The sequence below is a fragment of the Thioclava sp. PTB-PU3-1 genome (assembly GCF_055666785.1).
The window spans coordinates 342,046-366,023 of the sequence record NZ_JBVNVL010000004.1 but is presented as its reverse complement, the minus strand read 5'-3'; the positions used below and the strand labels follow the sequence as shown (position 1 = coordinate 366,023).

At 64.5% G+C, this 23,978-nt stretch carries 27 protein-coding genes and 1 riboswitch; of the genes, 18 read left to right on the top strand and 9 right to left on the bottom strand.

Translation table 11 applies throughout. The annotated features are described in order from the left end of the window. The first annotated feature begins 580 nt into the window (after positions 1-580). Positions 581-910, top strand: a complete 330-nt coding sequence (locus ACZ7GB_RS13665) for a YidH family protein (protein WP_472159080.1) — start codon at positions 581-583, stop codon at positions 908-910. Positions 911-970: 60 nt separating this feature from the next. Further along, positions 971-1,816 carry a fumarylacetoacetate hydrolase family protein gene (locus tag ACZ7GB_RS13660; RefSeq protein ID WP_472159078.1) on the top strand — a complete coding sequence of 282 codons (846 nt, stop codon included), beginning with the start codon at positions 971-973 and terminating at the stop codon, positions 1,814-1,816. A gap of 61 nt (positions 1,817-1,877) precedes the next feature. On the opposite strand, the gene kdsA is transcribed toward ACZ7GB_RS13660, so the two are convergent. From kdsA to ACZ7GB_RS13645, 3 genes are read right to left on the bottom strand one after another with little or no spacing between them, the layout of a single operon-like run. Continuing rightward, positions 1,878-2,711 (bottom strand): 3-deoxy-8-phosphooctulonate synthase, encoded by an 834-nt coding sequence (gene kdsA / locus ACZ7GB_RS13655; protein WP_472159076.1) that lies wholly within the window; start codon positions 2,709-2,711, stop codon positions 1,878-1,880. Between the two features lie 37 nt (positions 2,712-2,748). Then, the gene (locus tag ACZ7GB_RS13650; RefSeq protein WP_472159075.1) at positions 2,749-4,563 is read right to left on the bottom strand and encodes a KpsE/RkpR family capsule polysaccharide export protein; all 1,815 of its coding nucleotides are present in this window, start codon (positions 4,561-4,563) and stop codon (positions 2,749-2,751) included. Then, positions 4,547-5,200, bottom strand: coding sequence for an ABC transporter ATP-binding protein (locus ACZ7GB_RS13645; RefSeq protein WP_078550106.1), 654 nt, complete (start codon positions 5,198-5,200; stop codon positions 4,547-4,549). Before ACZ7GB_RS13645 ends, ACZ7GB_RS13650 begins: the two co-directional genes overlap by 17 nt. 155 nt (positions 5,201-5,355) lie before the next feature. Here ACZ7GB_RS13645 and ACZ7GB_RS13640 point away from each other — a divergent pair, with 155 nt between their 5' ends. Both ACZ7GB_RS13640 and ACZ7GB_RS13635 read left to right on the top strand, forming a co-directional pair. Beyond that, positions 5,356-5,937: a uracil-DNA glycosylase family protein gene (locus ACZ7GB_RS13640; protein ID WP_472159073.1), complete on the top strand. Its 582-nt coding sequence runs from the start codon at positions 5,356-5,358 to the stop codon at positions 5,935-5,937. After that, complete coding sequence (locus ACZ7GB_RS13635; protein WP_472159072.1) at positions 5,934-6,734, top strand: SseB family protein; 801 nt, start codon at positions 5,934-5,936, stop codon at positions 6,732-6,734. The genes ACZ7GB_RS13640 and ACZ7GB_RS13635 overlap by 4 nt, the downstream gene beginning before the upstream one ends. 21 nt (positions 6,735-6,755) lie before the next feature. Here the strand turns inward: ACZ7GB_RS13635 and ACZ7GB_RS13630 are convergent, their stop codons facing one another. Both ACZ7GB_RS13630 and ACZ7GB_RS13625 read right to left on the bottom strand, forming a co-directional pair. Then, on the bottom strand, positions 6,756-7,664 hold the full coding sequence (locus tag ACZ7GB_RS13630; protein ID WP_472159070.1) for a formate/nitrite transporter family protein: 909 nt from the start codon (positions 7,662-7,664) through the stop codon (positions 6,756-6,758). 51 nt (positions 7,665-7,715) lie between these two features. Beyond that, complete coding sequence (locus ACZ7GB_RS13625) at positions 7,716-8,690, bottom strand: Gfo/Idh/MocA family protein (protein WP_472159069.1); 975 nt, start codon at positions 8,688-8,690, stop codon at positions 7,716-7,718. Between the two features lie 118 nt (positions 8,691-8,808). Between ACZ7GB_RS13625 and ACZ7GB_RS13620 the strand changes: the two genes are divergently transcribed. Beyond that, a complete protein-coding gene (locus ACZ7GB_RS13620; RefSeq protein WP_472159068.1) occupies positions 8,809-9,042 on the top strand; it encodes a hypothetical protein in 234 nt (77 codons plus the stop codon). Positions 9,043-9,121: 79 nt separating this feature from the next. Here the strand turns inward: ACZ7GB_RS13620 and rpoH are convergent, their stop codons facing one another. The 3 genes from rpoH to ACZ7GB_RS13605 all read right to left on the bottom strand — a co-directional run bounded on the left by rpoH (position 9,122) and on the right by ACZ7GB_RS13605 (position 12,691). Next, positions 9,122-10,021 carry an RNA polymerase sigma factor RpoH gene (rpoH, locus tag ACZ7GB_RS13615; RefSeq protein WP_078520844.1) on the bottom strand — a complete coding sequence of 300 codons (900 nt, stop codon included), beginning with the start codon at positions 10,019-10,021 and terminating at the stop codon, positions 9,122-9,124. Positions 10,022-10,199: 178 nt separating this feature from the next. Beyond that, on the bottom strand, positions 10,200-11,642 hold the full coding sequence (cls, locus tag ACZ7GB_RS13610) for a cardiolipin synthase (protein WP_078605559.1): 1,443 nt from the start codon (positions 11,640-11,642) through the stop codon (positions 10,200-10,202). Then, a complete protein-coding gene (locus ACZ7GB_RS13605) occupies positions 11,639-12,691 on the bottom strand; it encodes an RluA family pseudouridine synthase (protein WP_078540670.1) in 1,053 nt (350 codons plus the stop codon). Before ACZ7GB_RS13605 ends, cls begins: the two co-directional genes overlap by 4 nt. Between ACZ7GB_RS13605 and ACZ7GB_RS13600 the strand changes: the two genes are divergently transcribed. The 6 genes from ACZ7GB_RS13600 (at position 12,690) to queF (ending at position 18,042) form a co-directional block, all read left to right on the top strand. Further along, entirely contained in the window at positions 12,690-13,025 is a 336-nt protein-coding gene (locus ACZ7GB_RS13600; RefSeq protein WP_078605555.1) for a DUF6476 family protein, read from the top strand. The genes ACZ7GB_RS13605 and ACZ7GB_RS13600 overlap by 2 nt on opposite strands. After that, positions 13,015-13,512 (top strand): rRNA maturation RNase YbeY, encoded by a 498-nt coding sequence (gene ybeY, locus ACZ7GB_RS13595; protein ID WP_472159066.1) that lies wholly within the window; start codon positions 13,015-13,017, stop codon positions 13,510-13,512. The genes ACZ7GB_RS13600 and ybeY overlap by 11 nt, the downstream gene beginning before the upstream one ends. A 38-nt stretch (positions 13,513-13,550) precedes the next feature. Next, on the top strand, positions 13,551-14,441 hold the full coding sequence (locus ACZ7GB_RS13590; RefSeq protein WP_075774962.1) for a hemolysin family protein: 891 nt from the start codon (positions 13,551-13,553) through the stop codon (positions 14,439-14,441). An 18-nt stretch (positions 14,442-14,459) separates the two neighbouring features. Further along, positions 14,460-16,025: an apolipoprotein N-acyltransferase gene (gene lnt, locus ACZ7GB_RS13585; protein ID WP_472159064.1), complete on the top strand. Its 1,566-nt coding sequence runs from the start codon at positions 14,460-14,462 to the stop codon at positions 16,023-16,025. A 10-nt stretch (positions 16,026-16,035) separates the two neighbouring features. Then, positions 16,036-16,085, top strand: a riboswitch (SAM-SAH riboswitch). Positions 16,086-16,092: 7 nt separating this feature from the next. Further along, positions 16,093-17,259 (top strand): methionine adenosyltransferase, encoded by a 1,167-nt coding sequence (gene metK, locus ACZ7GB_RS13580; protein ID WP_098411113.1) that lies wholly within the window; start codon positions 16,093-16,095, stop codon positions 17,257-17,259. A gap of 321 nt (positions 17,260-17,580) precedes the next feature. After that, complete coding sequence (gene queF / locus ACZ7GB_RS13575; protein ID WP_078520836.1) at positions 17,581-18,042, top strand: preQ(1) synthase; 462 nt, start codon at positions 17,581-17,583, stop codon at positions 18,040-18,042. A gap of 99 nt (positions 18,043-18,141) precedes the next feature. Here the strand turns inward: queF and ACZ7GB_RS13570 are convergent, their stop codons facing one another. Then, the gene (locus ACZ7GB_RS13570) at positions 18,142-18,573 is read right to left on the bottom strand and encodes a DoxX family protein (RefSeq protein WP_472159063.1); all 432 of its coding nucleotides are present in this window, start codon (positions 18,571-18,573) and stop codon (positions 18,142-18,144) included. A 195-nt stretch (positions 18,574-18,768) separates the two neighbouring features. Here ACZ7GB_RS13570 and ACZ7GB_RS13565 point away from each other — a divergent pair, with 195 nt between their 5' ends. From ACZ7GB_RS13565 to ACZ7GB_RS13535, 7 genes are all read left to right on the top strand, one after another. After that, positions 18,769-19,215, top strand: a complete 447-nt coding sequence (locus tag ACZ7GB_RS13565) for a DMT family transporter (RefSeq protein WP_078570975.1) — start codon at positions 18,769-18,771, stop codon at positions 19,213-19,215. A gap of 33 nt (positions 19,216-19,248) precedes the next feature. Beyond that, positions 19,249-19,995, top strand: a complete 747-nt coding sequence (gene trmB / locus ACZ7GB_RS13560) for a tRNA (guanine(46)-N(7))-methyltransferase TrmB (protein ID WP_472159061.1) — start codon at positions 19,249-19,251, stop codon at positions 19,993-19,995. A 59-nt stretch (positions 19,996-20,054) separates the two neighbouring features. Beyond that, entirely contained in the window at positions 20,055-21,404 is a 1,350-nt protein-coding gene (gene aroA / locus ACZ7GB_RS13555; RefSeq protein ID WP_472159060.1) for a 3-phosphoshikimate 1-carboxyvinyltransferase, read from the top strand. Then, positions 21,401-21,910 (top strand): hypothetical protein, encoded by a 510-nt coding sequence (locus tag ACZ7GB_RS13550; RefSeq protein WP_472159058.1) that lies wholly within the window; start codon positions 21,401-21,403, stop codon positions 21,908-21,910. The genes aroA and ACZ7GB_RS13550 overlap by 4 nt, the downstream gene beginning before the upstream one ends. After that, positions 21,907-22,515 (top strand): (d)CMP kinase, encoded by a 609-nt coding sequence (locus tag ACZ7GB_RS13545; protein WP_472159057.1) that lies wholly within the window; start codon positions 21,907-21,909, stop codon positions 22,513-22,515. The genes ACZ7GB_RS13550 and ACZ7GB_RS13545 overlap by 4 nt, the downstream gene beginning before the upstream one ends. A gap of 9 nt (positions 22,516-22,524) precedes the next feature. Then, a complete protein-coding gene (locus ACZ7GB_RS13540) occupies positions 22,525-23,091 on the top strand; it encodes a hypothetical protein (protein WP_472159055.1) in 567 nt (188 codons plus the stop codon). A gap of 95 nt (positions 23,092-23,186) precedes the next feature. Next, positions 23,187-23,792: a glutathione peroxidase gene (locus ACZ7GB_RS13535; RefSeq protein ID WP_472159054.1), complete on the top strand. Its 606-nt coding sequence runs from the start codon at positions 23,187-23,189 to the stop codon at positions 23,790-23,792. Positions 23,793-23,978: the final 186 nt, after the last annotated feature.

Here is a 23,978-nt window from a genome sequence, read left to right as displayed (position 1 = left end):
GATGCTCGTCACTGTTCCATTCTCCCTTTAGCCCGGTTGGTCGGTTTGTTTTCATGTCTCTTTCACGAACAATGCACGGCAGCGTGATCAGTTCCAAACATGCATATGTTTGCAGATGTCGGGCGCACCGACGCCCGCGCAGGGACGATCACGACCATGTGGCGCGGGGCCGTATGTTCGCGAACGCTAAGGATGATGCAGTCACGGGGGCGCGACCACCTCACCTCACGCGATGATGAATTTGGTTGAACGGACCCTGCGGCATACTTTCCTGTGCGGAAAGCGCGCGCGTCCGGTTTCTCCTTATTTTTCAAGCGCCAAGCTGTCGTTGGGGCGCTCGCAATGTGCTCCCGCGGTGCTGATCGGGGCAACGAATGCGTGATCCGCACCTCACGTTTGCCGTGAAACGGGTTGAAGCGTGGGCCAAAGCTCCAAGGGGAAGGGCGGCGTGCCAATTTGCGGGGCCGGGGAACCGACCGGGGCCTCGGGGCGATTCCGATGCACGAGCGGCGCGAAGGGCGACCTCTCGGGCACGCCCACGGCGCGCCGCGACAGGTGCGATGGAAAGGCAGGTTCGGTAGTGTCTCCGCAGGAGAATTTCAAGGATCACGCCGCGAATGAGCGGACCTTTCTGGCCTGGCTGCGCACGGCCATCGCGATCGTCGGCGTCGGGCTGACGGCCGCGAAGCTGACCCGGGCGGATATTCCTGGCTGGTCCGATCTCGCGATGGTGCTGAGCGGCGGGGTGGTGGTGATCCTCGCCTTCGTGCGGATGCGGATGCTGCGTGCGCTGATCGACGCCGAGGAAGCGCCGGACGAAAAAGGCACCAACTGGCCCGATCTGCTGCTCTTCGCGCTGGTGATCGCGCTCATGGTTCTACTCGGGATTTTCATCCTGCATGTCCGCTGACGCCCTTGCATCTTCGCCGCGGCACGGGCTTGATGCCGCCAAAATGAAGGAGGACATCACATGAAACTTCTGCGTCATGGGCTGATCGGGGCCGAGAAACCGGGGCTGATGGACGATCAGGGCGTGATCCGCGACCTGTCGGGGCAGGTGGCCGATATCGGGGGCGCGGTGCTTTCCGATGACGGTCTGGCCGCAATCGGCTCGCTCGATGCGTCGGAGCTGCCCGTCGTGCCCGAGGGCACGCGTCTGGGCGCGCCGGTGGCCGGGATCGGCAAGATGATCTGCATCGGGTTGAACTATGCCGATCACGCCGCGGAATCCGGGGCGCAGGTGCCGCCCGAGCCGCTGATCTTCATGAAGGCGACCTCGGCGATCCAGGGGCCGAACGACCCGATCGTGCTGCCGCGCGGCTCCGAGCAGACCGACTGGGAGGTCGAGCTGGGCATCGTGATCGGCAAGCCCGCGAAATATGTCTCGGAAGAGGACGCGATGGATTACGTCGCGGGGTTCGTGCTTGCCAATGACGTCTCCGAGCGCAGCTATCAGAAGGATCGCGCGGGCCAGTGGACCAAGGGCAAGAGCTGCGACAGCTTCGGCCCGCTCGGTCCGTATCTCGTGACCCGCGACGCGGTGGCCGATCCGCAGAAGCTGGCGATGAAGCTGAGCGTGAATGGCGAAGTGATGCAGAACGGCTCGACCGAGACGATGGTCTTCGGTGTGAAGAAATTGGTGAGCTACCTCAGTCAGTTCATGACGCTGCATCCGGGCGACGTGATCTCGACCGGCACCCCTCCGGGCGTCGCGATGGGGATGGAGACGCCGCGCTTCCTGCGTCCGGGCGACGTGGTGGAACTGGAGATCGAAGGTCTGGGCAAGCAGCGCGCCGAGGTCGTGGCTGACGCCTGATCCGATCGCAAAGAACAGGGCAGGGCGCGCGGGTTTCTCGCGCGCCCTTTTCTATGGGCGATTACAACCGGATCGGGTCGTCCTTGGCGATCCGGTCGAACTCCATCAGGGTCTGCACCAGCTTCGGCATCTGGTTCAGCGGGATCATGTTCGGCCCGTCCGAGGGCGCGGTATCGGGCGCTTCATGCGTCTCGATGAACACCCCCGCAATCCCGAGGCTGACGGCAGCGCGCGCCATCACCGGCGCGAATTCGCGCTGACCGCCCGAGGAACCGCCCTGACCGCCGGGTTGTTGCACCGAATGAGTGGCGTCCATGATCACCGGGTAGCCGGTCTTGGCCATCTCGGGCAGGCCGCGCATATCGGCGACCAGCGTGTTGTAGCCAAACGACGTGCCGCGCTCGGTCAGCAGGATCTTCTCGTTGCCCGTCGAGGCGACCTTGTCGGCCACGTTCGGCATGTCCCACGGCGCGAGGAACTGGCCCTTCTTGATGTTCACGACGCAGCCGGTCTCGCCCGCGGCGAGCAGCAGATCGGTCTGACGGCACAGGAAGGCCGGGATCTGGATCACATCGACCACGGCGCCCGCGATGCGGGCCTGTTCAGCATCGTGGATGTCGGTCAGCACCGGGCAGCCGATCTCGGCGCGCACCTCTTCGAGGATCTTCAGCCCCGCCTCGATGCCAAGGCCGCGCTTGCCCTTGAGGCTGGTGCGGTTGGCCTTGTCGTAGCTCGCCTTGAAGATGAACTGCGCGCCCGCCTGATCGCAGGCACGGGCCATTTCCTTCGCGATCATCATCGCATGGTCGCGGCTTTCCAGCTGGCAGGGCCCCGCGATCACCGTCAGCGGGCGGTCGTTCGAGACGGTCAGCCCGCCGATTTTCACGTCTTTCATATCTCTCTCCGCAGCCTCGTGACGGGCCGCTCAGGGGTCAGCTCGAGACCTGCTCGCGCAGGACCGAAGCTGTGAGCGACAGCATCAGATAGATGCCCGAGAAGATCAGGAAAGCCAACAGCGTGTTCTCGAAAGCGCGCGGATAGGTGGGCTCGTCCGGGGCGACGGGGCGCACGCCCATCTCCAGATAGCGCACCTGCTTGTTGGCCTCGATCCGGGCGGTTTCCATCTGCTGGGCGGCCGCCGACAGCAGCATCTGCCGGGTCTGCAACTCGCCCTGAGCGATCTGCAGCTGGCCGGTGACAGCGGCGAGCGACTCGCCCCCCGTGGATTGCCGTGCGGTCGTCAGCTGGCTGCGCGTGGTGTCGAGAAGCGCCTGAATGCGCTTGATATCGCCCTGCACGCCCGCGACCCGCGCCTGATTGGGCCGCGGATTGTCGAGCAGCTGCCCCAGTTCGAGACGTTTCTGCTGCAACTGGTTTTCCAGATTGGCGACCTGACCCATCACCATCGAATTCTCGCTGACGGGATCGAGCACGCCGACCTTTTCCTGCAGCTGCTGCACCTTGGATTGCGCCGCGAAGACCTTGGCCTCGGCATCCTCATAGCTTTCGCGCGCGCCCTTCATCTGGTCGTCGCGCAGCCGCGAAGTCAACTGGTCCACCTGCTGTTCGGCATAGGAGATCAGCGACTCGGAGAATTTCTGCGATTTCGCCGGATCGGGGGCGACCACTTCCATCTTCACGATGCCCTCGGAGGGGTCGTAGCCGATCTGCACCATCTTGGAATAGAGCCGGTAGGCCTGCTCGTCCGTCGCGTTTTCCGGCAGCCGCTGCAGCGGGTCGATGCTCTGGTCCTCGAAGATCTTCTTGAACCCCTGATCGCGGTCGAGCCGCTTCATCGCATCGCGCGATTGCAGATAGGACTGCACCGTGACCGAGTCCTGATTGGTGGCGAGCTGCGTGCCCGAGAACAGCGAGCCCAGCCCGGAATTGCCCATCCCTTCGGCTTTCTGGATCACGAAGGCCGATTTCGTCGCATACATCGGCGTGGCCATCGCGAAGTAGTAATAGGCGGCCATCAGCGTCGGCAGCACCACGAAGAAGCCCAGCCGCGCGCCCAGCAGCATCAGCTTGCGGCGGCGGCGTTTGGCGATGTCGCGCTGGATGCGCAGGATCTCGGCCGCGCGGCGGTCCGCGTTCATTACCTCGGTGGAGGGGACCTGACCCTGCTTGATCGTCTGCGGCAGGTTCACGCGGGTATCGGCGCCCGGCCCGTCGGTGCGCGCCAGCGCCCGCGAGGTCGCTTCCGCCTCGCCGGGTTTCACCAGCGCCACGATATTCGAGCGGTCGAACGGGTCGATCCCGCGGCGGCGCAGAAGCAGCACGGCCTCGAAATCGGAACTGGCCTGAACGCCGTGTTTCTGGGCCATGCGGCGCGCGAGTCGCAACTGGCGGCCGGTCAGCCCTTCGGCGCGGATCGCGTCGATTTCTTCCTCGGGGGTCCGCTGGCCCGCGTCGATCACCTCGGAGTCGGTCTGGCCTGCGGTCGGGAATTTCTGATCGCCGAACCCGTCATCCTGCGGCTCGAAAAGGTTGGACGGATCGTCCGGATGACGCTGCGGTTGCGGTTTGCGCTGTCGTTGCGGCTGCGGCGCCTCCGCGGAGGGCGCGCTTTGCGCAGCAGAGGCGGCGGAGGCATTGGAAGCGCGCGGCGTGGCCGCCTCGGAGGCGGCGTAGCCCGCGCCCGATTGCAGCGGCATAGCGCCCAGTTGCAGCGAGCCATCGCTCCCCGTGATCACCGGACCATCGCGGCGGATACGGAATTTCGGGGCCTTAGGACTGGTAGTCATACAACCGCTTCGCTTCTTCCAGAGTGTCGAACTGATAAAGTTGGCCGTCGCGCAGCACCGCGGCGCGATTGCAGAATTTCTCGATCGTGGCGGGCTGGTGCGAGACCACGACCACGGTGGAATCGCGCAGCCGGTCGCGCAGGATCGAACCTGCCTTGCGGTTGAACTCCACATCGGTGGTCGAGGGCATCCCCTCGTCGATCAGGTAAATGTCGAATTCCAGCGCCAGAAGCAGGGAAAACGTGAACCGCGCGCGCATCCCCGAACTGTAAGTGCCCACGGGCTGGTCGAAATATTCCGCGATGCCGGTCAGCCAGCGCGAGAAGGCTTCGACGTAATCGGGGTCGAGCCCGTAGAGCCGCGCGATGAACCGGGCGTTTTCGCGCGCCGAGTGTTTCGAGACGACGCCGCCCATGAAGCCCAGCGGGAAGGACACGCGGCTCGAGCGGCGAATGTCGCCCTCGTCGGGCTTTTCGAGCCCCGCCATCATGTTGATGATCGTAGTTTTTCCGGTGCCGTTGGGTGCGAGAATGCCGAGGCTATGGCCCAATTCTACACGGAAGCTCGCGCGTTCTAGGATCACCTTGCGCTGCTTACCGGTCCAGAAGGATTTGGAGACGTTCTCGAATACGATCATAAGCTCTCGGTCCGGGTCTCCAATTATACGCGTCTCGCCACTAAATCACGGGGGGCGCAGGCTGAGAACCCACCTAACCTTGGATTTGGGCAGGATTATGTTCACTTGGAGGAGGGTTATGCAACGAGGAACACATTGACACCAGAGAGGAAACTATGACCCGACCCGTGCAAGAGGACATCCGCGCCTGTCGTATCTGCGCCGCGCGGTTCCGTGCGACGGCCACGGGGCATTCTCCGCGTCCTGTCGCTTGGTTCGGGGCGGGGGCGCGCATTCTGGTTATGGGGCAGGCGCCGGGGCTTCGGGTGCATGAGACGGGTGTGCCGTTCAATGACCGCTCGGGGGACCGTCTGCGCGACTGGATGGGCGTGGACCGCGAGACCTTCTACGACATGTCGCGCATTGCGATCGCGCCGATGGCGTTCTGCTTTCCGGGCTATGACGCGAAGGGCTCTGACCTGCCGCCGCCCGTAATCTGCGCCGAGACATGGCGCGACCGTGTCATGGCCGAGATCGGTCCGGTCGATCTGACGCTTCTGGTGGGCGGTGCCGCGCAGCGCTGGCATCTGGGCACGCGCAACGTGACCCAGACCGTGATGGGGTGGCGAGACCACGCGCCGCGCCTCTTCCCCTTGCCTCATCCGTCCTGGCGCAATACGGGATGGCTGAAGAAAAACCCGTGGTTCGAGGCCGACCTGCTGCCGGTCCTGCGCGCGCGGGTGAAGGAGCTGACATGACCCCCTATGACCGCGCCCATGCCGCGATGGAAGCCGAGCCCGAGAACGAGGCCAAGCGCCTCGCCGTGTTCGACCGTCTCGCCGATGCCGAGCTTTTCCTGCTTCTCGAGGAAGAGCCCGAGGACGAAAACATCAAGCCGCAGGTGTTCTCCACTGAAGAGGGCGATTTCGTCCTCGTCTTCGACACCGAGGATCGTCTGGGCGAATTCGCCGATGGCCCGCAGCCCTATGCGGCGCTGCCGGGCCGGGTGATCGCGCAGCATCTGGTGGGCGAGAATATCGGGTTGGGCGTCAATCTCGCGGTGGCGGACTCGGCGATGCTTCTGCCGCCCGAGGCGCTCGACTGGCTGACCGAGACGCTCGCACATACGCCGTCGGAGGCGCAGGGCCGTCCTGTGGAGTTCACCGCACCCGGCCTGTCGCCTGCGGTGATCGCGCTGCTGCTGCCCGCCTTCGAGGCAAAGCTGCATCAACTCGCTGGTATCGCGCAGGCCGCCGTGCTGGGCGGCGTGACCTATGAGGATGGCCACCGGGGCCATGTGCTGGCAGTGATCGGCGCGCATGAGCATTTCCGCGCGGGGATCGCGAAAGCGATGGGCGAGGCGCTGACCTTCTCCGGGCTGGACGCAGGCGAGTTGGACGTGACCTTCCTCGAGCCCGAGGAAAAGGCCGCGCAGCTTCTGCTGGAGAAAGGGCTCGTGCTGCATGTGCCCGAGCCGGAAGAGGAAGAGGTGCAGGAGGTCGTTCCCGGTTCGGCCCCCGGCATGGACCCGAGCAAGCCGCCGAAGCTGCGCTGAGGCGCGCCCGGCGGCGTTCGCTTATCGGTCGGACGCCGGGGTTGCCTCATCCTGTTCGCCCGTCACCTCGTTCTTCACCTGCCCCCATGTGAGCAGCGTGAAGACCGCCGTGCCGCCCGCGACATTGCCCGCCAGCACGGGCAGGAAGAACCGGCTGAACGCCTCGGCAAGGCTCATCTGCCCGGCCCAGACCAGCAGCCCCGCCTCGACCGAACCCGCGATGACGTGGGCCGAGCCCGAGGCGGCGAGCAGCCATGTCATCGCGAGGATCACGAGGAAGGAACTGCCCTGCGCGGCGGGCATGATCCACACAACGGCCGCGATGATGATCCCCGCAGGCATCGCGCGGTAGAAATTCTGCCCCATATCGCCATCGGTCGCGTGACGGGCCACCGCGAGCAGACTGTCGGTCATTTCGTCGGGGATAACATGCGGGATGCTCAGGAAGCCCGAGGCGATCGCGCAGCCCAGCACGTTGGACGCGAGCACGATCGCCCAGAGCCGCAGCATCTTCAGCAGGCAGGTCAGCGAGCGGTCCGCCACCACGGGCAGCACGGTCGTGATCGTGTTCTCGGTAAACAGCTGCATCCGCCCGAAGATCACCACCATGAACCCGGCCGAATAGCCAAGCGACTCGACCAGAATTCGCCAATCCTCATCGGGCAGACGGGCGTGCAGGCTCGCCTGCGCGATGACCGAGAGGCTGATGAGGATGCCCGCCGCGAGACCCGACCACACGAGCGAGATCAGCGGGCGGTTCAGCTCCTCGTCGCCGTCATGGCGGATCACGGCATAGATCAGCCGCGCCGAGAGGCGCGAAGCCTGCATCACCGAGCGCTTTTCATGCCTTTCGCGTACGGCGTTCGAGGATTTCGCGCTCTCGTCGTCGGACTGGTTTTGATCGTTACTTTGGGAACTATGTGATTTCATTCATCCTGAACACCGTCAGGCGTGCTTTGTTCCCAAGGCATGATTGTCTCGTCACGACGCGCTGGCGAACACCTTGTCGATCATCGCCTGCGTGCCGCGCGCGTCCTCGAGCGTCCACATATAGGGGGCGCCCTCGGTGACGTGGCGCACGAAGGCCTCCACCTGGATCACATATTGATTCACGCCCGGATAGCGGATCACCTCGTCCGGTTTGCCTTTGCGGATCAGGGTGACTTCCGCCTGATCGAAGACATTCGCATTGAACGGGCAGGTGAGGCGGATCAGCCCCTCGGAGCCTTGGAACACCGCCTCCTGACGCGGGTGCAGCCGGGTCGAGGTCATCGCGCCATAGGTGAAACGGCCCTTGTCGGAGATCATCTCACCGGTGACCTGTGCGAAGGTATCGACATCGTTCTCGCGCTGGATCACCGCACGCAGCTCGCCCGGTTCGGCCCGGGCGGCGAAGCGCACGCAGGAATAGGCGTAGACGCCGATATCGGGGATCGAGCCGCCTCCCATCTCCGGCTTGTTGCGGATATTGGTGGGGTCGGGATTGTTGAAGGTGAAGGCCACATCGGCGTGGCGCAGCTCGCCGATCGCGCCCGCATCGAGCCAGTCGCGCACCTGCTGCCATTGCGGGTGATGCACGATCATATAGGCCTCGGTCGCGAATTTGCCGGCGGCGTCGCGCGCTTCGATCAGCCCGTCGATCTCTTCGGCCTTCATCGCGATCGGCTTTTCCGTCAGCACATGCTTGCCTGCCGCCAGCGCCTTCTTCGTCCATTCGACATGGAGCGTGTTGGGCAGCGGGATATAGACCACGTCGATCTCGGGGTCGGCCAGCAGCGCGTCATAGCTGTCATGGACCTTAAGATCGGGCGCGAAGGCCTTGAACGGATCGGCTTTTTCGGGGCTCGACGTCGCGAGCGCCGCCAGCCGCGCGCCCTCAGCCGCGTGGATCGCCCGGCCCATATGCTCGCGCGCGAATTTCGCAGCTCCCAGAATGCCCCAGTTCAAAACGGTCATGTGATAGCCTCCCTTTCTCGCCGCGATGGTAGCGCAATCAGGACCGGGTGCAACGGGGGCGCGTTGACCGGGTGTCGCACATCGCTAGGCTGGGTCGAAACGGAGGGGGCTGCCAGAGATGCGCGTGATCACTATGCTTCTCAGCCTCGGGCTGACGCTTGCCTTCGGCTACGCCTATTACGCGCAATATCTTCGCTGGCGGAGCTGCTTCAATGAAATGGGGCGCTGCTTCGATCCGGTGGAGGGTGTGGTCTATCATGCGCAATCCGGCGCGGTCTGGCTGGCGCTCGCATGCGTAGCCTTCGCCGCTTTCCTTTACCAATTGCGGCACATGACGCGAGCGCTGCGATAGCGAGCTGCGCGGCGCAAAGAAAATCGCCGCCCCCAGTTGGGAACGGCGAGATACTTCGACACTCGTTACCAGTCGCGCGTCAGTCGGGCACGTTCATACCTTTTTCGCGTGCCAATTCGGTCATGCGCTTTTGCAGCTTCTCGAAGGCGCGGACCTCGATCTGGCGGATACGCTCGCGCGAGACGTCATAGACGCCCGAAAGCTCCTCCAGCGTGACCGGGTCGTCGCGCAGGCGGCGCTGCATCAGGATGTCCTTCTCGCGATCGTTGAGGACGTCCATCGCGTCCATCAGCATCTCGCGACGGGCTTCCATCTCTTCGGTCTCGGCGTAAGCCTCGGCCTGATCGGCATCCTCGTCTTCGAGCCAATCCTGCCACTGCGCGGCCCCGCCTTCGTCACCGGCGCCGATCTGCGCGTTCAGCGAAGCGTCCGAGCCCGACATGCGCCGGTTCATCGAGATCACTTCTTCCTCGGTCACGTTCAGATCGGTCGCGATCTGTTTGACGTTCTCGGGGCGCATATCGCCGTCTTCATAGGCGCCGATCTTGGACTTCGCCTTGCGCAGGTTGAAGAACAGCTTCTTCTGCGCCGAGGTGGTGCCCAGTTTCACGAGGCTCCACGAGCGCAGGATGTATTCCTGGATCGCGGCGCGGATCCACCACATCGCATAGGTCGCGAGGCGGAAGCCCTTTTCGGGATCGAAGCGCTTCACAGCCTGCATCAGACCGACATTGGCCTCCGAGATCACCTCGGCCTGCGGCAGGCCATAGCCGCGATAGCCCATCGCGATCTTCGCGGCGAGACGCAGGTGCGAGGTCACCATCTGGTGCGCGGCCTCGGTATCCTGATGATCGGCCCAACGCTTGGCCAGCATGTATTCTTGTTCCGGCTCCAGAAGCGGGAACTTCCGGATTTCCTGAAGATAGCGGTTCAGCCCCTGCTCAGGACTCGGGGCCGGAAGGTTTGTATAGCTCGTCATCGTCTCCCATGTCTCCCTTTTGGCGGCTGCTCAATATGGGGATATCTCCCCGTTCTTTCAAGAAACGCAGGGCAGTGGCGATTGGTTCACCGAAAGCCGCCCTGACGCAGTCGCATAGAAAGATCAACGTATCGTAACGGGATTTCCGTCGCGCATGTGTAAAAAAACATCTGACGCCTCACAAGATCGGGGCGAGGACCGACATCAGATTGTTGATGATTTTCCAGTGAAGGGGCCATTCCGCGATGCGTTCCGGGCCGATCCGGCGGGCCTGCGCGATCCAGTGACGCTGGCGTTCGCCAAGCGCGAGCCCCAGTTCGTTATCCTCGATCAGCACGCAATTCTCGTAATTCAGCTCGAAGCTGCGGCGGTCGAGATTGGCCGAGCCGAGGATCGCCACGCGGCCGTCGGCCAGCAGCGTCTTGGCGTGCAACAGGCCCGGCCCATGCTCCCAGATCTCGACGCCCGCCTCGGCCAGCACCGGATAGAAGCTGCGCGCGGCATGGGCGACGAAGCGCGAGTCGTTGCGCCTTGGCACGATCACCTGCACCCGCACGCCCCGGCGCTTGGCGGCGCGCAGCGCCGAGGCGATCTCCTCGCCTGGCACGAAATAGGGGGTCGACAGCGTCAGCGTCTCGCGCGCGGCCCCGATCACGGCAAGGAACACATCCGGAACCCCGCGCGTGTCCAGCATCGGCCCCGTCGCGAAGGCGACCGCCGTTCCGGGCCGTGCGGTCGGTGCGGCGGGGGTCGGGAGCACGAGGTCCGAGATTTCCTCGTGGCTATGGGTCACCCAATCGGTCGCGAAGATATGCTGGTGCTGGGCGGCGAGCGGCCCCTCGATCCGCAGCATCACATCCGTCCAAGGTGCGAAGCGCGCCTTGATGCGGAATTCCGGGTCGGCGATGTTGCGCGAGCCGGCATAGGCCACATGCCCGTCGATCACGGCGAGCTTGCGGTGATTGCGCAGATCGATCCGCATCGTCGCGAGCTTAAAAAGCGGCCAGCGGAAGGAAAAGGCGATCGCGGTCTTCACGCCGGCCTTTTTCATCGCCTTCCAGTGCCGCGATTTGATGAAGGCGCGCGCGCCCAGCCCATCGACAAGGACGCGCACTTTCACCCCACGGGTGGCCGCGCGGGTCAGCGCCTCGGCCATGGCGATGCCGGTCAGATCGCTCAGCCAGATATAGGTGATCAGGTGCACGCTCTGGGTGGCAGCGTCAATATCGGCGATCAGCGGTTCGAGTTGGTCGGACGGGTCGGGCAGGAAGGTGATCGCATCGCCGGTGCTGGGCGCATAGCCGTTGATGGCGGCGGCCCGCGCGAAGGCTGCGCGATATTCCGGCGTGACGGCCTCGAGGTCTTCAGGCTCGACCGGATCGGGGGCGGGCAGGGCGTCCACCGTCGCCTGCAGTTTGCGCGCGATGCGCTGGTTGAGCCGCGTCTCGCCGATCAGGATGTAGAGGATGACGCCCAGAAACGGCACGGACAGGATCAGGACGGTCCAGCTTGCGCGCACCGCAGGCGGTTTGTCGGGCCGGGTGAGCACCCGCAAAAGCGCGAGCACCTGAGAGCCGAAGTGAATCAGCAGCGTCAGAAGCTCGGCCCACCAGACGTTCACGGGCCCGTGCCGCCGGTTGGGGGCGCGGAGGCCGCGCGCAATGCGTCGATCAGCGCGGTCATGTCCTCGGGCAGGGGCGCCTCGAAGGACAGCTCCTCCTCGGTGACCGGATGGATGAAGCCCAAAGTCGCCGCATGGAGCGCCTGACGCGGGAAGGCGCGCACGGCCTCTGCCGCCGCAGCTCCGACCGCTTTTTCCGAGATCTTGCGCTTGCCGCCATAGGTCTGATCGCCGATCAGCCCGTGGCCCGCATAGGCCATATGGACGCGGATCTGGTGCGTGCGCCCGGTCTCCAGCCAGCAATCGATCAGCGCCGCGGTGCCGTTGAAATCCTCGATCGTGCGGGCGCGGGTGACAGCGTGGCGGCCGCCATTGGCGACCACCGCCTGCTTCTGCCGGTCGGTCTTGTGGCGCGCGAGTTGCGTTACGATCTTCAGCACGCCGCCTTGCTCGAAGCTGACGCCATTCAGCCCGCGCAGGCGCGGATCAGAGGCCTGCGGCACGCCGTGGCAGAGCGCGCGGTAATGGCGATGCACCGTATGCGCCTCGAATTGCGCGGCCAGCCCGTGATGCGCCCGGTCCGATTTCGCGACGACTAGCAGCCCCGAGGTGTCCTTGTCGATGCGGTGCACGATGCCGGGGCGCGCCTCGCCGCCGATGCCCGAGAGATTGCCGCCGAAATGGTGCAGCAGCGCGTTGACGAGCGTGCCTTCGGGCGTGCCCGGCGCGGGGTGGGTGACCATGCCCGCAGGCTTGTTCACGACGATCAGGTCGTCATCTTCCCACAGCACTTCGAGGGGGATGTCCTGCGCGACGGTCTCGACTTCTTTCGGCGGCTCCAGCGCGATCTGATAGACCTCGCCCTCGGCGACCTTCGTTTTCTGATCGGTGACAGCCACGCCCTCGCGGCTGACCGAGCCCTCCGCGATCAGTTTCGCCAGACGCGAGCGCGAGAGGGCCGCTTCCTCTGGCACAGCCGCCGCCAAGGCCTTATCAAGGCGGGGACCCATGCCGGGTCCGATCTCGATGCTGAGGATTTCCTTATTCATGTCCGACCTGCCTGACGAAGAGCCTGCCACCACGCTGCCACCCGATCTTCGCTTTCTCAAGATACTGGTGACCACGCTTGCGGCGGTGATGATCGTCGGGCTTGTAGCGATCGTGGCGCTGCTTGTCATCCGCTTGCAGCAACCCAATCCGCTGCCGCAACTGCCCGCCGCGATCACGCTGCCCGAGGGAGCTCAGGCCGAAGCCGTGACCTTTGCGCGCAACTATACGGTCGTGGTGACCGATGCGGGCCAGGTGCTGGTCTATGACAAGGCCGGGCAGCAGGTGGGCGACCTGACGCTTGGCGCAGAGGGCGGGAATTCCAATGGAAATTGACCTCGAGATCGAAGACGCCCGCTGGGAGACTGTGGGGCTGGATGACCTGATGACCCGCGCCGCAACGCTGGTGCTGGAGGATCGCGGGATCGAGGCGGAGCTCTGCCGCCTCTCGGTTCTCGCCTGTGACGACGCGCGCATCGCCGAGCTGAACGGCGAATATCGCGACAATGCGAAGCCCACCAATGTGCTGAGCTGGCCTGCCGAGGAACGCGGCGCGGAAGAGCCCGGTGCGCATCCCGAACCGCCCGCGCCTGATGTCTTCGGCGAAATCGAGCTTGGCGACCTAGCCATTGCCTATGAAACCTGTGCCCGAGAGGCTGAAGAACAGGGCAAATCCGTCGAAGATCACACGCTGCATTTGCTCATCCACGCGGTGCTGCATCTGTTGGGCTATGACCATATTCGCGACGAAGATGCGCAAGTAATGGAACAAATCGAAATCCGGCTTCTTGAAAGCGTAGGAATTCGTAACCCATATGTGTAAGACTAGGCGCATTCCGCGTCATCTTTCGGAAAGGAACAATGGGACAGGTCGCCGACGGAGTTACCTCCGCCAATACCGGTAGTTCGGAAAACGCAGAACCCGGTCAGTCTTCGGAGCCCGCTTCGCGCGGGTTGCTCAGCCGCTTCTTCGGGCAACGCCCCATGGAAGAAGAGGCCCCACAGGTAGAAATGCCGCCCAAACCCGCGCCAGCGCCGCTGGGGCTCGGGAACCTGCGCAAGATGCGGGTGGGCGATGTTGCCATTCCCAAAGTCGAGATCGAGGCCGTTCCGGTCTCCATCACCCGCGACGAGCTGGTGGAGAAGTTCCGTCAGCACGGCTATTCGCGTCTGCCGGTCTTCAAGGAAACGCTCGATACGCCGCTGGGCCTTGTCCACCTGAAGGACTTGGCGCTGGAATACGGGTTCGGATCGGGCAATGGCCGGTTTTCGTTGCGCAAACTGATCCGTCCGCTTCTCTATGTGCCGCCCTCGATGCCGATCGGTGTGCTCTTGCAGAAGATGCAGGTACAGCGCACCCATATGGCGCTGGTGATCGACGAATATGGCGGGGTCGACGGGTTGCTCACGCTCGAGGATCTGATCGAGCAGGTGATCGGCGAGATCGAGGACGAGCACGACGAGGCCGACGACGCCTATTGGCGCGAGGAAAAGCCCGGCCAATGGGTCGTGCAGGCCCGCGCGCCGGTCAACGAGTTCGAAGCGCAGATCGGGATGCGGCTGTCTGACGAGGAGGCCGATGACGAGATCGATTCGATGGGCGGTCTGGTCTTCATGCAGCTTGGCCGGGTGCCCGCCCGGGGCGAGGTCGTGGTGACCGAGAACGGCGTCGAATACGAGGTGGTCGATGCCGATCCGCGCCGGATCAAACGTCTGCGCGTGCGTCTGCCGGGAGTGGCGCCCGCCGAGTGAGCGGGCTATGACGCGCCCATGATCGCGACCATCCGAGACGGCTTTCGCGCACCAATGCGCCCGCGCTGGCAGAGCTTGGCTCTGGCAGCGCTTTTCGGTGTGCTGTTCGCCGCCGGCCAAGCGCCCTTGGGGCTTTGGTGGATCGCGCTGCCCGCGCTGGCGGCCACCGTCTGGTTCGCCTCGGCCGAACGCTGGCGAGCCTCCACGATCTGGATCGGGTTCGCCACCGGCTTCGGCTATGCGCTGGCGGCGATGTTCTGGATCGTCGAGCCTTTCATGGTCGAGGCCGATGTCTATGGCTGGATGGCGCCCTTTGCGCTGGTCCTGATGGCCGCGGGAATGGGCGCGTTCTGGGCGATCGGCTACGGGCTCGGGGCCTATGCGGGGCAGGGGCCGCGCTCGCGCGCAGTGGGAATAGCGCTCGGCATGGCGGCCTCGGATGCGTTGCGCTCTTACGTCTTCACCGGGTTTCCGTGGGTGCTGGTCGGCCATATCTGGATCGGCACGCCCATCGCGCAGGCGGCAGCCTTTGTCGGTCCGCTGGGGCTGAGCCTGATCACGATGCTGATCGCGGCGGCGCCCGCGATGACGCGCGGGATGCGGATGCCTGCCGCCCTCGGGCTCGTGGGCGCAGCGCTGGTGGTTCTGGTCGGGCTGTGGCTCGGCGGGGTGGCGCGGCTCAACGCGCCGGTGGCGCCGAGGCCTGAGCCGATCACCCTGCGGCTTGTACAGCCCAACGCGCCGCAGAACCTGAAATGGCTGCCGGAATACCGGATGAAGTTCTTCCAGCGGCTCCTGGACCTGACGAAAGCCGATCCTGCACCCGGCCAGCCGAAACCCGACTTGATCGTCTGGCCGGAAACTGCGGTGCCTTTCCTGCTCGACCGTCCGATGGGCGGGCTGGAGATGTCGACCGAGGCGGCAGGGGGCATTCCGCTCGCGATGGGGGTGCAGCGCAGTGAAGGCAGCCGCTATTTCAATTCGCTGGCCGTCATCACGCCCGATGACCGGATCGAGGCGCTTTACGACAAATCCCACCTCGTGCCCTTCGGCGAATACATGCCCTTCGGCGATGCGCTGGCGAAAATCGGGATCACCGCCTTCGCCGCACAGGTCGGCAACGGCTATTCGTCCGGGCCGGGGGAGAAGCTGCTGAACTTGGGCAAGCTCGGCCATGTTGCGCCGCTCATTTGCTACGAGGCGATCTTCCCGCAGGACCTGCGCGGCTTCGCGCAGCGACCCGACTGGATCTTGCAGGTCACGAATGATGCGTGGTTCGGAACCCTCAGCGGGCCCTATCAGCATTTCGCGCAGGCGCGGCTGCGCGCGATCGAACAGGGCCTGCCGCTTGCGCGCGACGCCAATACCGGCGTCACTGCGATGATCGACGCGAAGGGGCGGATCTCGGCGAGCCTCGGGTTGGACAAAATGGGCAAGCTGGACGTCGAATTGCCGCCGAGCCTGCCGCCGACGCTCTATTCCAAGCTGGGTGACTCACCGTTCATCGCGCTGATTGTTGCAGCCTTAGCGCTTCTTTCAATCTTTGCGCGTATTTCGATTGACCCGACCGGCAGGCGCTCCTAGCTAGAAAGCCGAACCACCCCAACGGCTTCCTGACGGGGTGGGGATATCAACAACGGAGCACCCTTCAATGGCACGCGCGAATTACGTCTTCACCTCCGAATCCGTTTCGGAGGGGCATCCCGATAAGGTCTGTGACCGGATTTCGGATGCCGTTCTCGATACTTTCCTGGCTGCAGAGCCCAACGCGCGGGTGGCCTGCGAGACCTTCGCGACGACCAATCAGGTCGTGGTCGGCGGCGAGGTCGGTCTGGCCGACAAAACCAAGCTCGCCGAATATCTCGAAGGCATCGACAAGATCGTGCGCGAATGCGTCAAGGATATCGGCTACGAGCAGGACGAGTTTCACTGGGCGACGCTGAAAGTCGCGAATTTCCTGCACCCGCAATCAGCCCATATCTCGCAGGGCGTCGACAAGGACGGGGCTGGCGATCAGGGGATCATGTTCGGTTTCGCCTCCGACGAGACGCCCGAATTGATGCCTGCACCGATCCATTACTCGCACGCGATCCTGCGCCGTCTCGCCGAGGCGCGCAAATCGGGCGCCGAACCCGAGCTGCGCCCCGATGCGAAATCTCAGCTGTCTGTGCGCTATGAGAATGGCCGCCCCGTCGGCGTCAGCCAGATCGTGCTTTCGACCCAGCACGCGCATGAGCATCAGACTTCGGATGACATCCGCGCCATCGTCGAGCCCTATATCCGCGAGACCCTGCCCGAAGGCTGGATCACGCCGGAGACCGAATGGTGGGTGAACCCGACCGGCACTTTCGTGATCGGCGGTCCGGATGGCGATGCGGGTCTCACCGGGCGCAAGATCATCGTGGACACCTATGGCGGCTCGGCCCCGCATGGCGGCGGCGCGTTCTCGGGCAAGGATCCGACCAAGGTGGACCGCTCGGCGGCCTATGCGGCGCGCTATCTGGCGAAGAACGTGGTCGCGGCAGGCATGGCGCGCAAATGCGTGATCCAGGTGTCCTACGCGATCGGCGTGGCGAAGCCGCTGTCGATCTATGTCGACACGTTCGGCACCGGAGAAGTGCCTGACGAGGTGATCGAAAAGGCCGTGGGGCAGGTGATGGATCTGACGCCGAAAGGCATCCGCGACACGCTCGATCTGTGCAAGCCGATCTACGAGCGCACCGCGGCTTACGGCCATTTCGGCCGCGCCCCCGAGGCCGATGGCGGCTTCTCGTGGGAGAAGACCGATCTGGTCGAGGCGCTGAAGAAAGCGGTCTGAGGCGAGAGCTTCCGGAATTAGCGACGGGCAGGGGGAAACCTCTGCCCGTTTGTTTTTGCGGGGATGGTGCTGAGGGTCGTGTCCGACCCTTGGGAGGGCACTTTACTCCGCTTGTGGCTTGGCGCTTTATCTCGGAAGCCGCGAACGAAGTGAGAGCCCGCGCTATCATCGCCAAAGCGCCCTCCCATGGGGAGGGTCGGGCGCGGCCCGGCCTAGCCGCCCGAGCCATTCGTTCGATACGGGGCCGCAAGGTTTGATTTGACCTCGGGGCCTGCGTGGCCTTAGTGCCGCGCGAACGCTTCTCGACGGAAAGACCATCCCATGAGCACCGATACCTCCGGCCTGACCCAGCTAGGCCAATCGACCGACCTGCCGCAAACGCCCGACGAGGCCGTGCTGGAACGCGTGCCGCAGCCGCGCAAAGGCGAGCGCTATCTCGTGCGGTTCACAGCCCCCGAATTCACCTCGCTTTGCCCGCTCACCGGCCAGCCTGATTTCGCGCATATCATGATCGATTACGTCCCGCGCGACTGGCTCGTGGAGAGCAAATCTCTGAAGCTCTTCCTCGGCGCGTTTCGCAATCACGGGGCGTTCCACGAGGATTGCTCGGTGATGATCGGCCAGCGTCTGCGCGATCTGCTGGAGCCCGAATGGCTGCGCATCGGCGCCTATTGGTATCCGCGCGGCGGCATCCCGATCGACGTCTTCTGGCAGAGCGCGCCGAAGCCCGAGGATATGTGGATCCCCGATCAGGGCGTGCCGCCTTATCGCGGCCGCGGCTGAGCTGATCTTGCAATGAAAAAGGCCCCGCATCGGCGGGGCCTTCTCCGTTTTTCGGAGGGTGGGGCGCTGCCCTTGGCTGGTCGCCTCGGGCATTGTCGCTTACGCGGTGACCCGGCCGCTGTGCTGGGTGTTTTCGCGGGCATCGAGCGACCATTTGCCCGCGCCCTGCGCCACGATTATCAGCATGCCGCCCGCGATCGAGATGTTCTTCATGAAGTTGATCATCTGGCCCTGCGCTTCCATGCCGGTCATGCCGAGGCTCGGGACGTAGTGGAACAGGAAGCCCGAGATGAGGCTGAAGCCCGCGAGCAGGAAAGCCACGATCCGGGTCTTCCAGCCTAGCAGCAATGCGATGCCGCCGCCCAGTTCGGTCAGGATCACGAGCGGCAGAAGCGCGCCGGGCACGCCCATCGCTTCCATGTAGCCTTGGGTCCCGACATAGCCGGTGATTTTTTGAAAGCCCGCGATGATGAAGATCTGGGCGAGGAGGAGGCGGCCGAGCGGGGCCGCGAGGTCGGTGAGTTTCGTCATGGAATCTATCCTTTGTGTCGTCGTCTGATGGGCCCGAAGGCGATGGCGACAGGATCTACATTGTGCGTAAAAATTTGGAATACCGATAAAATTACAGAATATGCGCAAAAACGAACAGAATTAGCGCTTTGCGATCCACCTTGCACCCCCAGCCCTTCCGCGCCACTCTCCGCCGAAAACCGGAGGAGAAAGACCATGCCCGACGCCCTGCGCTATGCCGCGATCATGCTTGCTGCCGGGATCGGCATTCCGGTCCTCGCCGCACTCAACGCCCAGCTTGGCAGCCGCATCGGCTCGCCCGCGGTGGCGGCGGTGGTGCTGTTCTCCGTGGCGCTCTTGGGGGCGGTTCTGGCCGTCGCGGTCACGACAGGGCCCTCGGGGTTCGCGCGTATCCCCGATCAGCCGAAATACCTGTTTCTCGCAGGCGTGCTGATCGCCTTCTACGTGCTCTCGATCACCTTCATCGCGCCGCGCTTCGGGGTCGGCAATGCGGTGTTCTTCGTGCTGCTGGGACAGATGATTTCGGCCGCCGCGATCGACCAATTCGGCCTGTTCGGGGCACTCGTGCGGCCCATCACCTTGATGCGCGGGGCGGGGATCGGCTTCATGTGCCTCGGACTGTTCCTCATTCAGAAGGCTTGAACCTTTCGAGCGACGCGGCTAGAGGCCCCTCCCATGAGCGAGAATGACACCCCCGAACAGCCCTGGCGCAACTTCTATGGTCGCCGCCACGGCAAGACGCTGAACAAGGCGCAGAAGGAATATCTGCGCGAGGACCTGCCGGGCCGTCTGCCCGGTCCCGTCGGTTGGGACGTGAACCCCGACCGCGAACCGCTCGACATGGCGGCGCGGTTCAAGGGCAAGCCGGTCTGGCTGGAAGTGGGCTTCGGCGGGGGCGAGCATCTGGCGCATATGGCGCAGACCTATCCGGAGGTGGAGTTCATCGGCTGCGAGCCTTTCGTGAACGGCGTCGCTATGCTGCTGGGCAAGCTGCGGCGCGAGAAAATCCCAAATGTCGCGGTCCATCCCGGCGATGCGCGCGACCTGATGGATGTGCTGCCCGCGGGTTCGATCTCGAAGGCGTTTCTGCTTTATCCCGACCCGTGGCCGAAATCGAAGCACCACCGTCGGCGCTTCGTGACGCAGGAGCATCTCGAGCCGCTGCACCGCGCGCTCAAACCGGGATCGGAATTCCGTGTGGCGACCGACATCCCCGATTACGTCCGCCAGACCGTCGAGGAAGTCCCGCAGGCCGGATTCGAGCCTCTGTTCGAGGTGCCCGCCGCGTTCGATTTCGACGATCCGCAGCCGGTTTCGGGCGATTGGGATACGCCGTGGGAGGACTGGCTCTCGACGCGCTACGAGCAGAAAGCGCTGCGTGAGGGCCGCAAGCCGCATTACCTGACCTATCGGCGGATCTGAGCCCTTCCGCCTCCCGCCAGATCGCGCTAACAGGGGCGCGTTGAAATAAGGGAGGCACTATGTCCGGCCACGGCACTCCGATCAAAATGACTTCGCGCAAATGCGGGCCCCTCAAGGGCACGGCGGAGGTTCCCGGCGACAAGTCGATCAGCCACCGCGCGCTGATCCTTGGCGCGCTCTCGGTGGGCGAGACGAAGATCACCGGCCTGCTCGAAGGCGAAGACGTGCTCGACACGGCCAAGGCGATGCGTGCCTTCGGGGCCGAGGTCACGCAGCACGGTCCGGGCAGCTGGTCGGTGCATGGCGTGGGCGTGGGTGGATTCGCCGAGCCCGAAGACGTCATCGATTGCGGCAATTCCGGCACCGGCGTGCGTCTGATCATGGGCGCGATGGCGACCTCGCCGATCGTTGCGACCTTCACCGGCGACGGTAGCTTGCGCAAACGCCCAATGGGCCGCGTGACCGATCCGATCCGGCTGTTTGGCGCGCAGGCTTTCGGGCGTCATGGTGGGCGTCTGCCGATGACCATCCTCGGCGCGCCGAGCCCCGCACCTGTGCGCTACGCAACGCCGATGGCCTCGGCGCAGGTGAAATCGGCGGTGCTGCTGGCGGGTCTGAACGCGCCGGGCCAGACCGTCGTGATCGAGAAGACCCCGACCCGCGATCATACCGAGCGGATGCTGCGCGGCTTCGGCGCCGAGATCACCACCGAAGAGACCGATCAGGGCCATGTCATCACGTTGCAGGGCCAGCCCGAACTGAAGGCCCAGGAGGTCGCCGTGCCGCGCGATCCGTCTTCGGCCGCTTTCCCGGTCTGTGCTGCGCTGATCGTGCCGGGCTCCGAGATCGTGGTGCCGGGCGTCAGCCAGAACCCTACCCGCAACGGGATCTTCATCACGCTGCGCGAGATGGGCGCCGATCTGACCTTCGAGAACGAGCGCGAAGAGGGCGGCGAGCCGGTGGCCGATCTGCGCGTGCGCTATTCCAAGCTGCACGGGATCGACGTGCCCGCCGAGCGCGCCTCGGCGCAGATCGACGAATATCCGGTGCTCTCGGTCGTCGCAGCCTTTGCCGAAGGCGTGACCCGGATGCCCGGCGTGCATGAGCTGCGCGTGAAGGAAAGCGACCGGATCGACGCGATGGCGCGTGGTCTCGAAGCCAATGGCATCAAGATCGAGGAAGACGAGGACACGCTGATCGTGCATGGCTGCGGCCCCGAGGGCGTGCCCGGCGGTGGCACGGCCGTGACCCATCTCGACCACCGGATCGCGATGAGCTTCATGGTGCTGGGCATGGCCGCGCAACAGCCGGTCTCCGTCGATGACGGCTCGCCCATTGCCACATCTTTCCCGATCTTCGAGGACCTGATGGCCGGGCTTGGCGCGGAGATCGTCCGGGCGGACCGGTGAGCCGGGCGCAGGTCGCCTTTGTCCTGCTCGCGTCCCTGACGGGGGCGGTCTATCTTGCGATGACGCTCGTTACCTTGCCGCATCTTCGGGATGCGGCGGGCGGTCTGGCGCCGTTCGATTTGCGTCCGGGCGGCTACAGTGCTGCGCAGGCCCGTGCGCTCCTCGATGCGCTCGATGCTCCGGCGCGACAGTATTACCTCTCGGTTCAGCAGCGGCTCGATCTTGTCTTTCCGGCCCTGGAGGCGGTGACGCTGATTGTCGCGTTCAGGGCCCTTGCAAAGAGCTGGCTTGCCGTGGTGTTGTCGATCCTGGCGGCTCTTGGTGCTGTGTTTGACTATCTCGAAAATCATGCCGTTGCCGCATTGTTGCGGACCGGCACGGTAACGGATGACATGATCGCCTTCGCGAGCAGATGGACGCTTCTGAAGAGCGTCGCAGTCTCTTTGAGCCTGACGGCCCTGGCGCTATTGATCCTGCGGGCAGTTTATTTGCGGATGAAACGATGAAATTCACAGTAGCCATCGATGGCCCCGCCGCTGCGGGCAAAGGGACGATCAGTCGGGCCGTGGCCGAGCGGTTCGGGCTGGCGCATCTCGATACGGGTGCGCTCTATCGCGCGGTTGGCATGAAATCCGAGACCGAGGGGCTGGAGCCCATCGCGGCGGCCAAGGCGCTTTGTCCCGAGGATCTCGAGCGCGAAGACCTGCGCACGATGGAAGCGGGGCAGGCGGCCTCGATCGTCGCGGCGATCCCCGAGGTGCGCGCGGCGCTGGTGGCGTTTCAGCGCGATTTCGCGGCGCGCGAGGGCGGTGCGGTGCTCGATGGGCGCGATATCGGCACGGTGATCTGCCCGCAGGCGGAGGTGAAGCTGTTCGTGACCGCCTCGCCGGAGGTACGCGCGCATCGGCGCTGGCTGGAGCTGGGCGGCGATGAGGCCGACGTGCTCGAACAGGTGCGCGAGCGCGACGCCCGCGACATGGGCCGCGCCGACAGCCCGCTGCGCCCGGCGGTGGATGCGCTGGTGATCGACACCTCCGAGCTGAGCATCGACGAGGCGGTCGCCCGCGCCGCCGATCAGATCGAGGCCCGCCGCGCGGGCGATCTGGACTAGGGGGCGGGGATGCTGCGCTGGGTTCTCCTCTCGCTGGTTCTTGCCTCGCAGGCCACAGCCGAGGGGCGCCCGCAGGGGCTGTTGTGGAGCGAGACCGACCTGCCGCGCACCTTGCCGCTGCAGATCAAATCTGCCCCTGATCGCGATCTCTATATCGTGCTGCGTGATGCCAAGACCGGGCAGGACGTGATGGGCGCCTATGCGCAGGGCGGTGAATTCTTTCGCCTGCTGGTGCCGCCGGGACGGTTCGAAGTGCAGGTGGCGCTCGGGCCTGCGGAGGACTGGCAGGGCGGCGCTGCGCTGTTCGGCCCCGACACTGAACGGCTACGCCTCGACCCGCCGCTCGATTTCGGGGTCACGGGCTACGCGCGGAAGGGCGGGCATCTGATCGATCTGCGCGATCTCGGCGATATCGGGCAGAAAAGCCTCGGAATTTGCCAGCGCCTCGCGCTCGATTTCGATAGCGTGAACACCGCGCCGGAGGCAGTGCGGCCCGGCGTAAAGCCCCGTGATCCCATGGAAATACCGGAGTTTCCGGTCCCAAAGTACCGTCGCGTCGACCGAATTTGCGATTGAAGCAAAGGGATACCTGAAATATATATTCACGAAGTGGTGAACTATTTCCCGACTCTCGCGTTGGGTGTTGGTGGATATATTTCGAGGGTGGACTGATGCGCTTGTCCGTAACTTTGGCCTGCATGTTGTCATGCGTCTCCTTTGCGACCGTTCCGGCACGCGCCGACGGCCCGGCCGCGACGCCCGAACCGATCGCGGTGAAGGCTCATTCCGCGATGCCGGTGCCGGGGGATCTGTCCTTCGATCTGGTGGAGGGCGAGACGGTCTCTCTTGCTGATTTCCGCGGCAAGGTCGTGCTTGTGGTCAATACCGCTTCGAAATGCGGTTTCGCCCCGCAATTTACCGAGTTGCAGGAAATGTCCGAAACCTATGGCCGCGACGGGCTGGTGATCCTCACGGTGCCGTCGAATGATTTCCGGCAGGAACTCTCTACCGCGCAAGAGGCCAAACGCTATTGCGCGCTAACCTTCGGGGCCGAATTGCCGATGGCGCAGCTGGCCAAGGTGAAGGGGCCGCAGGCGCATCCGTTCTATCGCTGGATGCGCGAAACCGAGGGGTTCGAGCCGAGCTGGAACTTCAACAAGGTGCTACTGGGCCGCGACGGATCGGTGATCGCGACCTATCCCGCCAGCGCGGAGCCCCTTTCGGCCTGGATGCTGGGCGACGTCAAAGCCGCTCTCGCAACCGCGAGCCGAGGCTGAGCGAAAGGCGCTCGCAGCCTGTCTATGACGCAATAAATGCTTGCGATACTGGCTGATCGCGCCTATATGGGCGCGGTCTGAGACAGGTTGGGACTCACCCGACCCGTATGCTATTGCAGCACAGACATTCCAACGAAAGACCGGCGGAGCCAACCGCAAGGCCAGAAAACCGAAGATGAAAAGGAA

Excerpts from the sequence above, each read along its gene's own strand:
- lnt (WP_472159064.1), top strand. The coding sequence starts at position 14,460 with ATGATCGCGACCATCCGAGACGGCTTTCGCGCACCAATGCGCCCGCGC.
- ACZ7GB_RS13570 (WP_472159063.1), bottom strand. The coding sequence starts at position 18,573 with ATGACGAAACTCACCGACCTCGCGGCCCCGCTCGGCCGCCTCCTCCTC.
- ACZ7GB_RS13605 (WP_078540670.1), bottom strand. The coding sequence starts at position 12,691 with ATGAATAAGGAAATCCTCAGCATCGAGATCGGACCCGGCATGGGTCCC.
- trmB (WP_472159061.1), top strand. The coding sequence starts at position 19,249 with ATGAGCGAGAATGACACCCCCGAACAGCCCTGGCGCAACTTCTATGGT.
- ACZ7GB_RS13635 (WP_472159072.1), top strand. The coding sequence starts at position 5,934 with ATGACCCCCTATGACCGCGCCCATGCCGCGATGGAAGCCGAGCCCGAG.
- ACZ7GB_RS13620 (WP_472159068.1), top strand. The coding sequence starts at position 8,809 with ATGCGCGTGATCACTATGCTTCTCAGCCTCGGGCTGACGCTTGCCTTC.
- ACZ7GB_RS13565 (WP_078570975.1), top strand. The coding sequence starts at position 18,769 with ATGCCCGACGCCCTGCGCTATGCCGCGATCATGCTTGCTGCCGGGATC.
- ACZ7GB_RS13590 (WP_075774962.1), top strand. The coding sequence starts at position 13,551 with ATGGGACAGGTCGCCGACGGAGTTACCTCCGCCAATACCGGTAGTTCG.
- ACZ7GB_RS13630 (WP_472159070.1), bottom strand. The coding sequence starts at position 7,664 with ATGAAATCACATAGTTCCCAAAGTAACGATCAAAACCAGTCCGACGAC.
- ACZ7GB_RS13650 (WP_472159075.1), bottom strand. The coding sequence starts at position 4,563 with ATGACTACCAGTCCTAAGGCCCCGAAATTCCGTATCCGCCGCGATGGT.
- metK (WP_098411113.1), top strand. The coding sequence starts at position 16,093 with ATGGCACGCGCGAATTACGTCTTCACCTCCGAATCCGTTTCGGAGGGG.
- ACZ7GB_RS13625 (WP_472159069.1), bottom strand. The coding sequence starts at position 8,690 with ATGACCGTTTTGAACTGGGGCATTCTGGGAGCTGCGAAATTCGCGCGC.
- ACZ7GB_RS13660 (WP_472159078.1), top strand. The coding sequence starts at position 971 with ATGAAACTTCTGCGTCATGGGCTGATCGGGGCCGAGAAACCGGGGCTG.
- kdsA (WP_472159076.1), bottom strand. The coding sequence starts at position 2,711 with ATGAAAGACGTGAAAATCGGCGGGCTGACCGTCTCGAACGACCGCCCG.
- rpoH (WP_078520844.1), bottom strand. The coding sequence starts at position 10,021 with ATGACGAGCTATACAAACCTTCCGGCCCCGAGTCCTGAGCAGGGGCTG.
- ACZ7GB_RS13535 (WP_472159054.1), top strand. The coding sequence starts at position 23,187 with ATGCGCTTGTCCGTAACTTTGGCCTGCATGTTGTCATGCGTCTCCTTT.
- ACZ7GB_RS13645 (WP_078550106.1), bottom strand. The coding sequence starts at position 5,200 with ATGATCGTATTCGAGAACGTCTCCAAATCCTTCTGGACCGGTAAGCAG.
- ACZ7GB_RS13540 (WP_472159055.1), top strand. The coding sequence starts at position 22,525 with ATGCTGCGCTGGGTTCTCCTCTCGCTGGTTCTTGCCTCGCAGGCCACA.
- ybeY (WP_472159066.1), top strand. The coding sequence starts at position 13,015 with ATGGAAATTGACCTCGAGATCGAAGACGCCCGCTGGGAGACTGTGGGG.
- queF (WP_078520836.1), top strand. The coding sequence starts at position 17,581 with ATGAGCACCGATACCTCCGGCCTGACCCAGCTAGGCCAATCGACCGAC.
- ACZ7GB_RS13545 (WP_472159057.1), top strand. The coding sequence starts at position 21,907 with ATGAAATTCACAGTAGCCATCGATGGCCCCGCCGCTGCGGGCAAAGGG.
- ACZ7GB_RS13640 (WP_472159073.1), top strand. The coding sequence starts at position 5,356 with ATGACCCGACCCGTGCAAGAGGACATCCGCGCCTGTCGTATCTGCGCC.
- aroA (WP_472159060.1), top strand. The coding sequence starts at position 20,055 with ATGTCCGGCCACGGCACTCCGATCAAAATGACTTCGCGCAAATGCGGG.
- ACZ7GB_RS13600 (WP_078605555.1), top strand. The coding sequence starts at position 12,690 with ATGTCCGACCTGCCTGACGAAGAGCCTGCCACCACGCTGCCACCCGAT.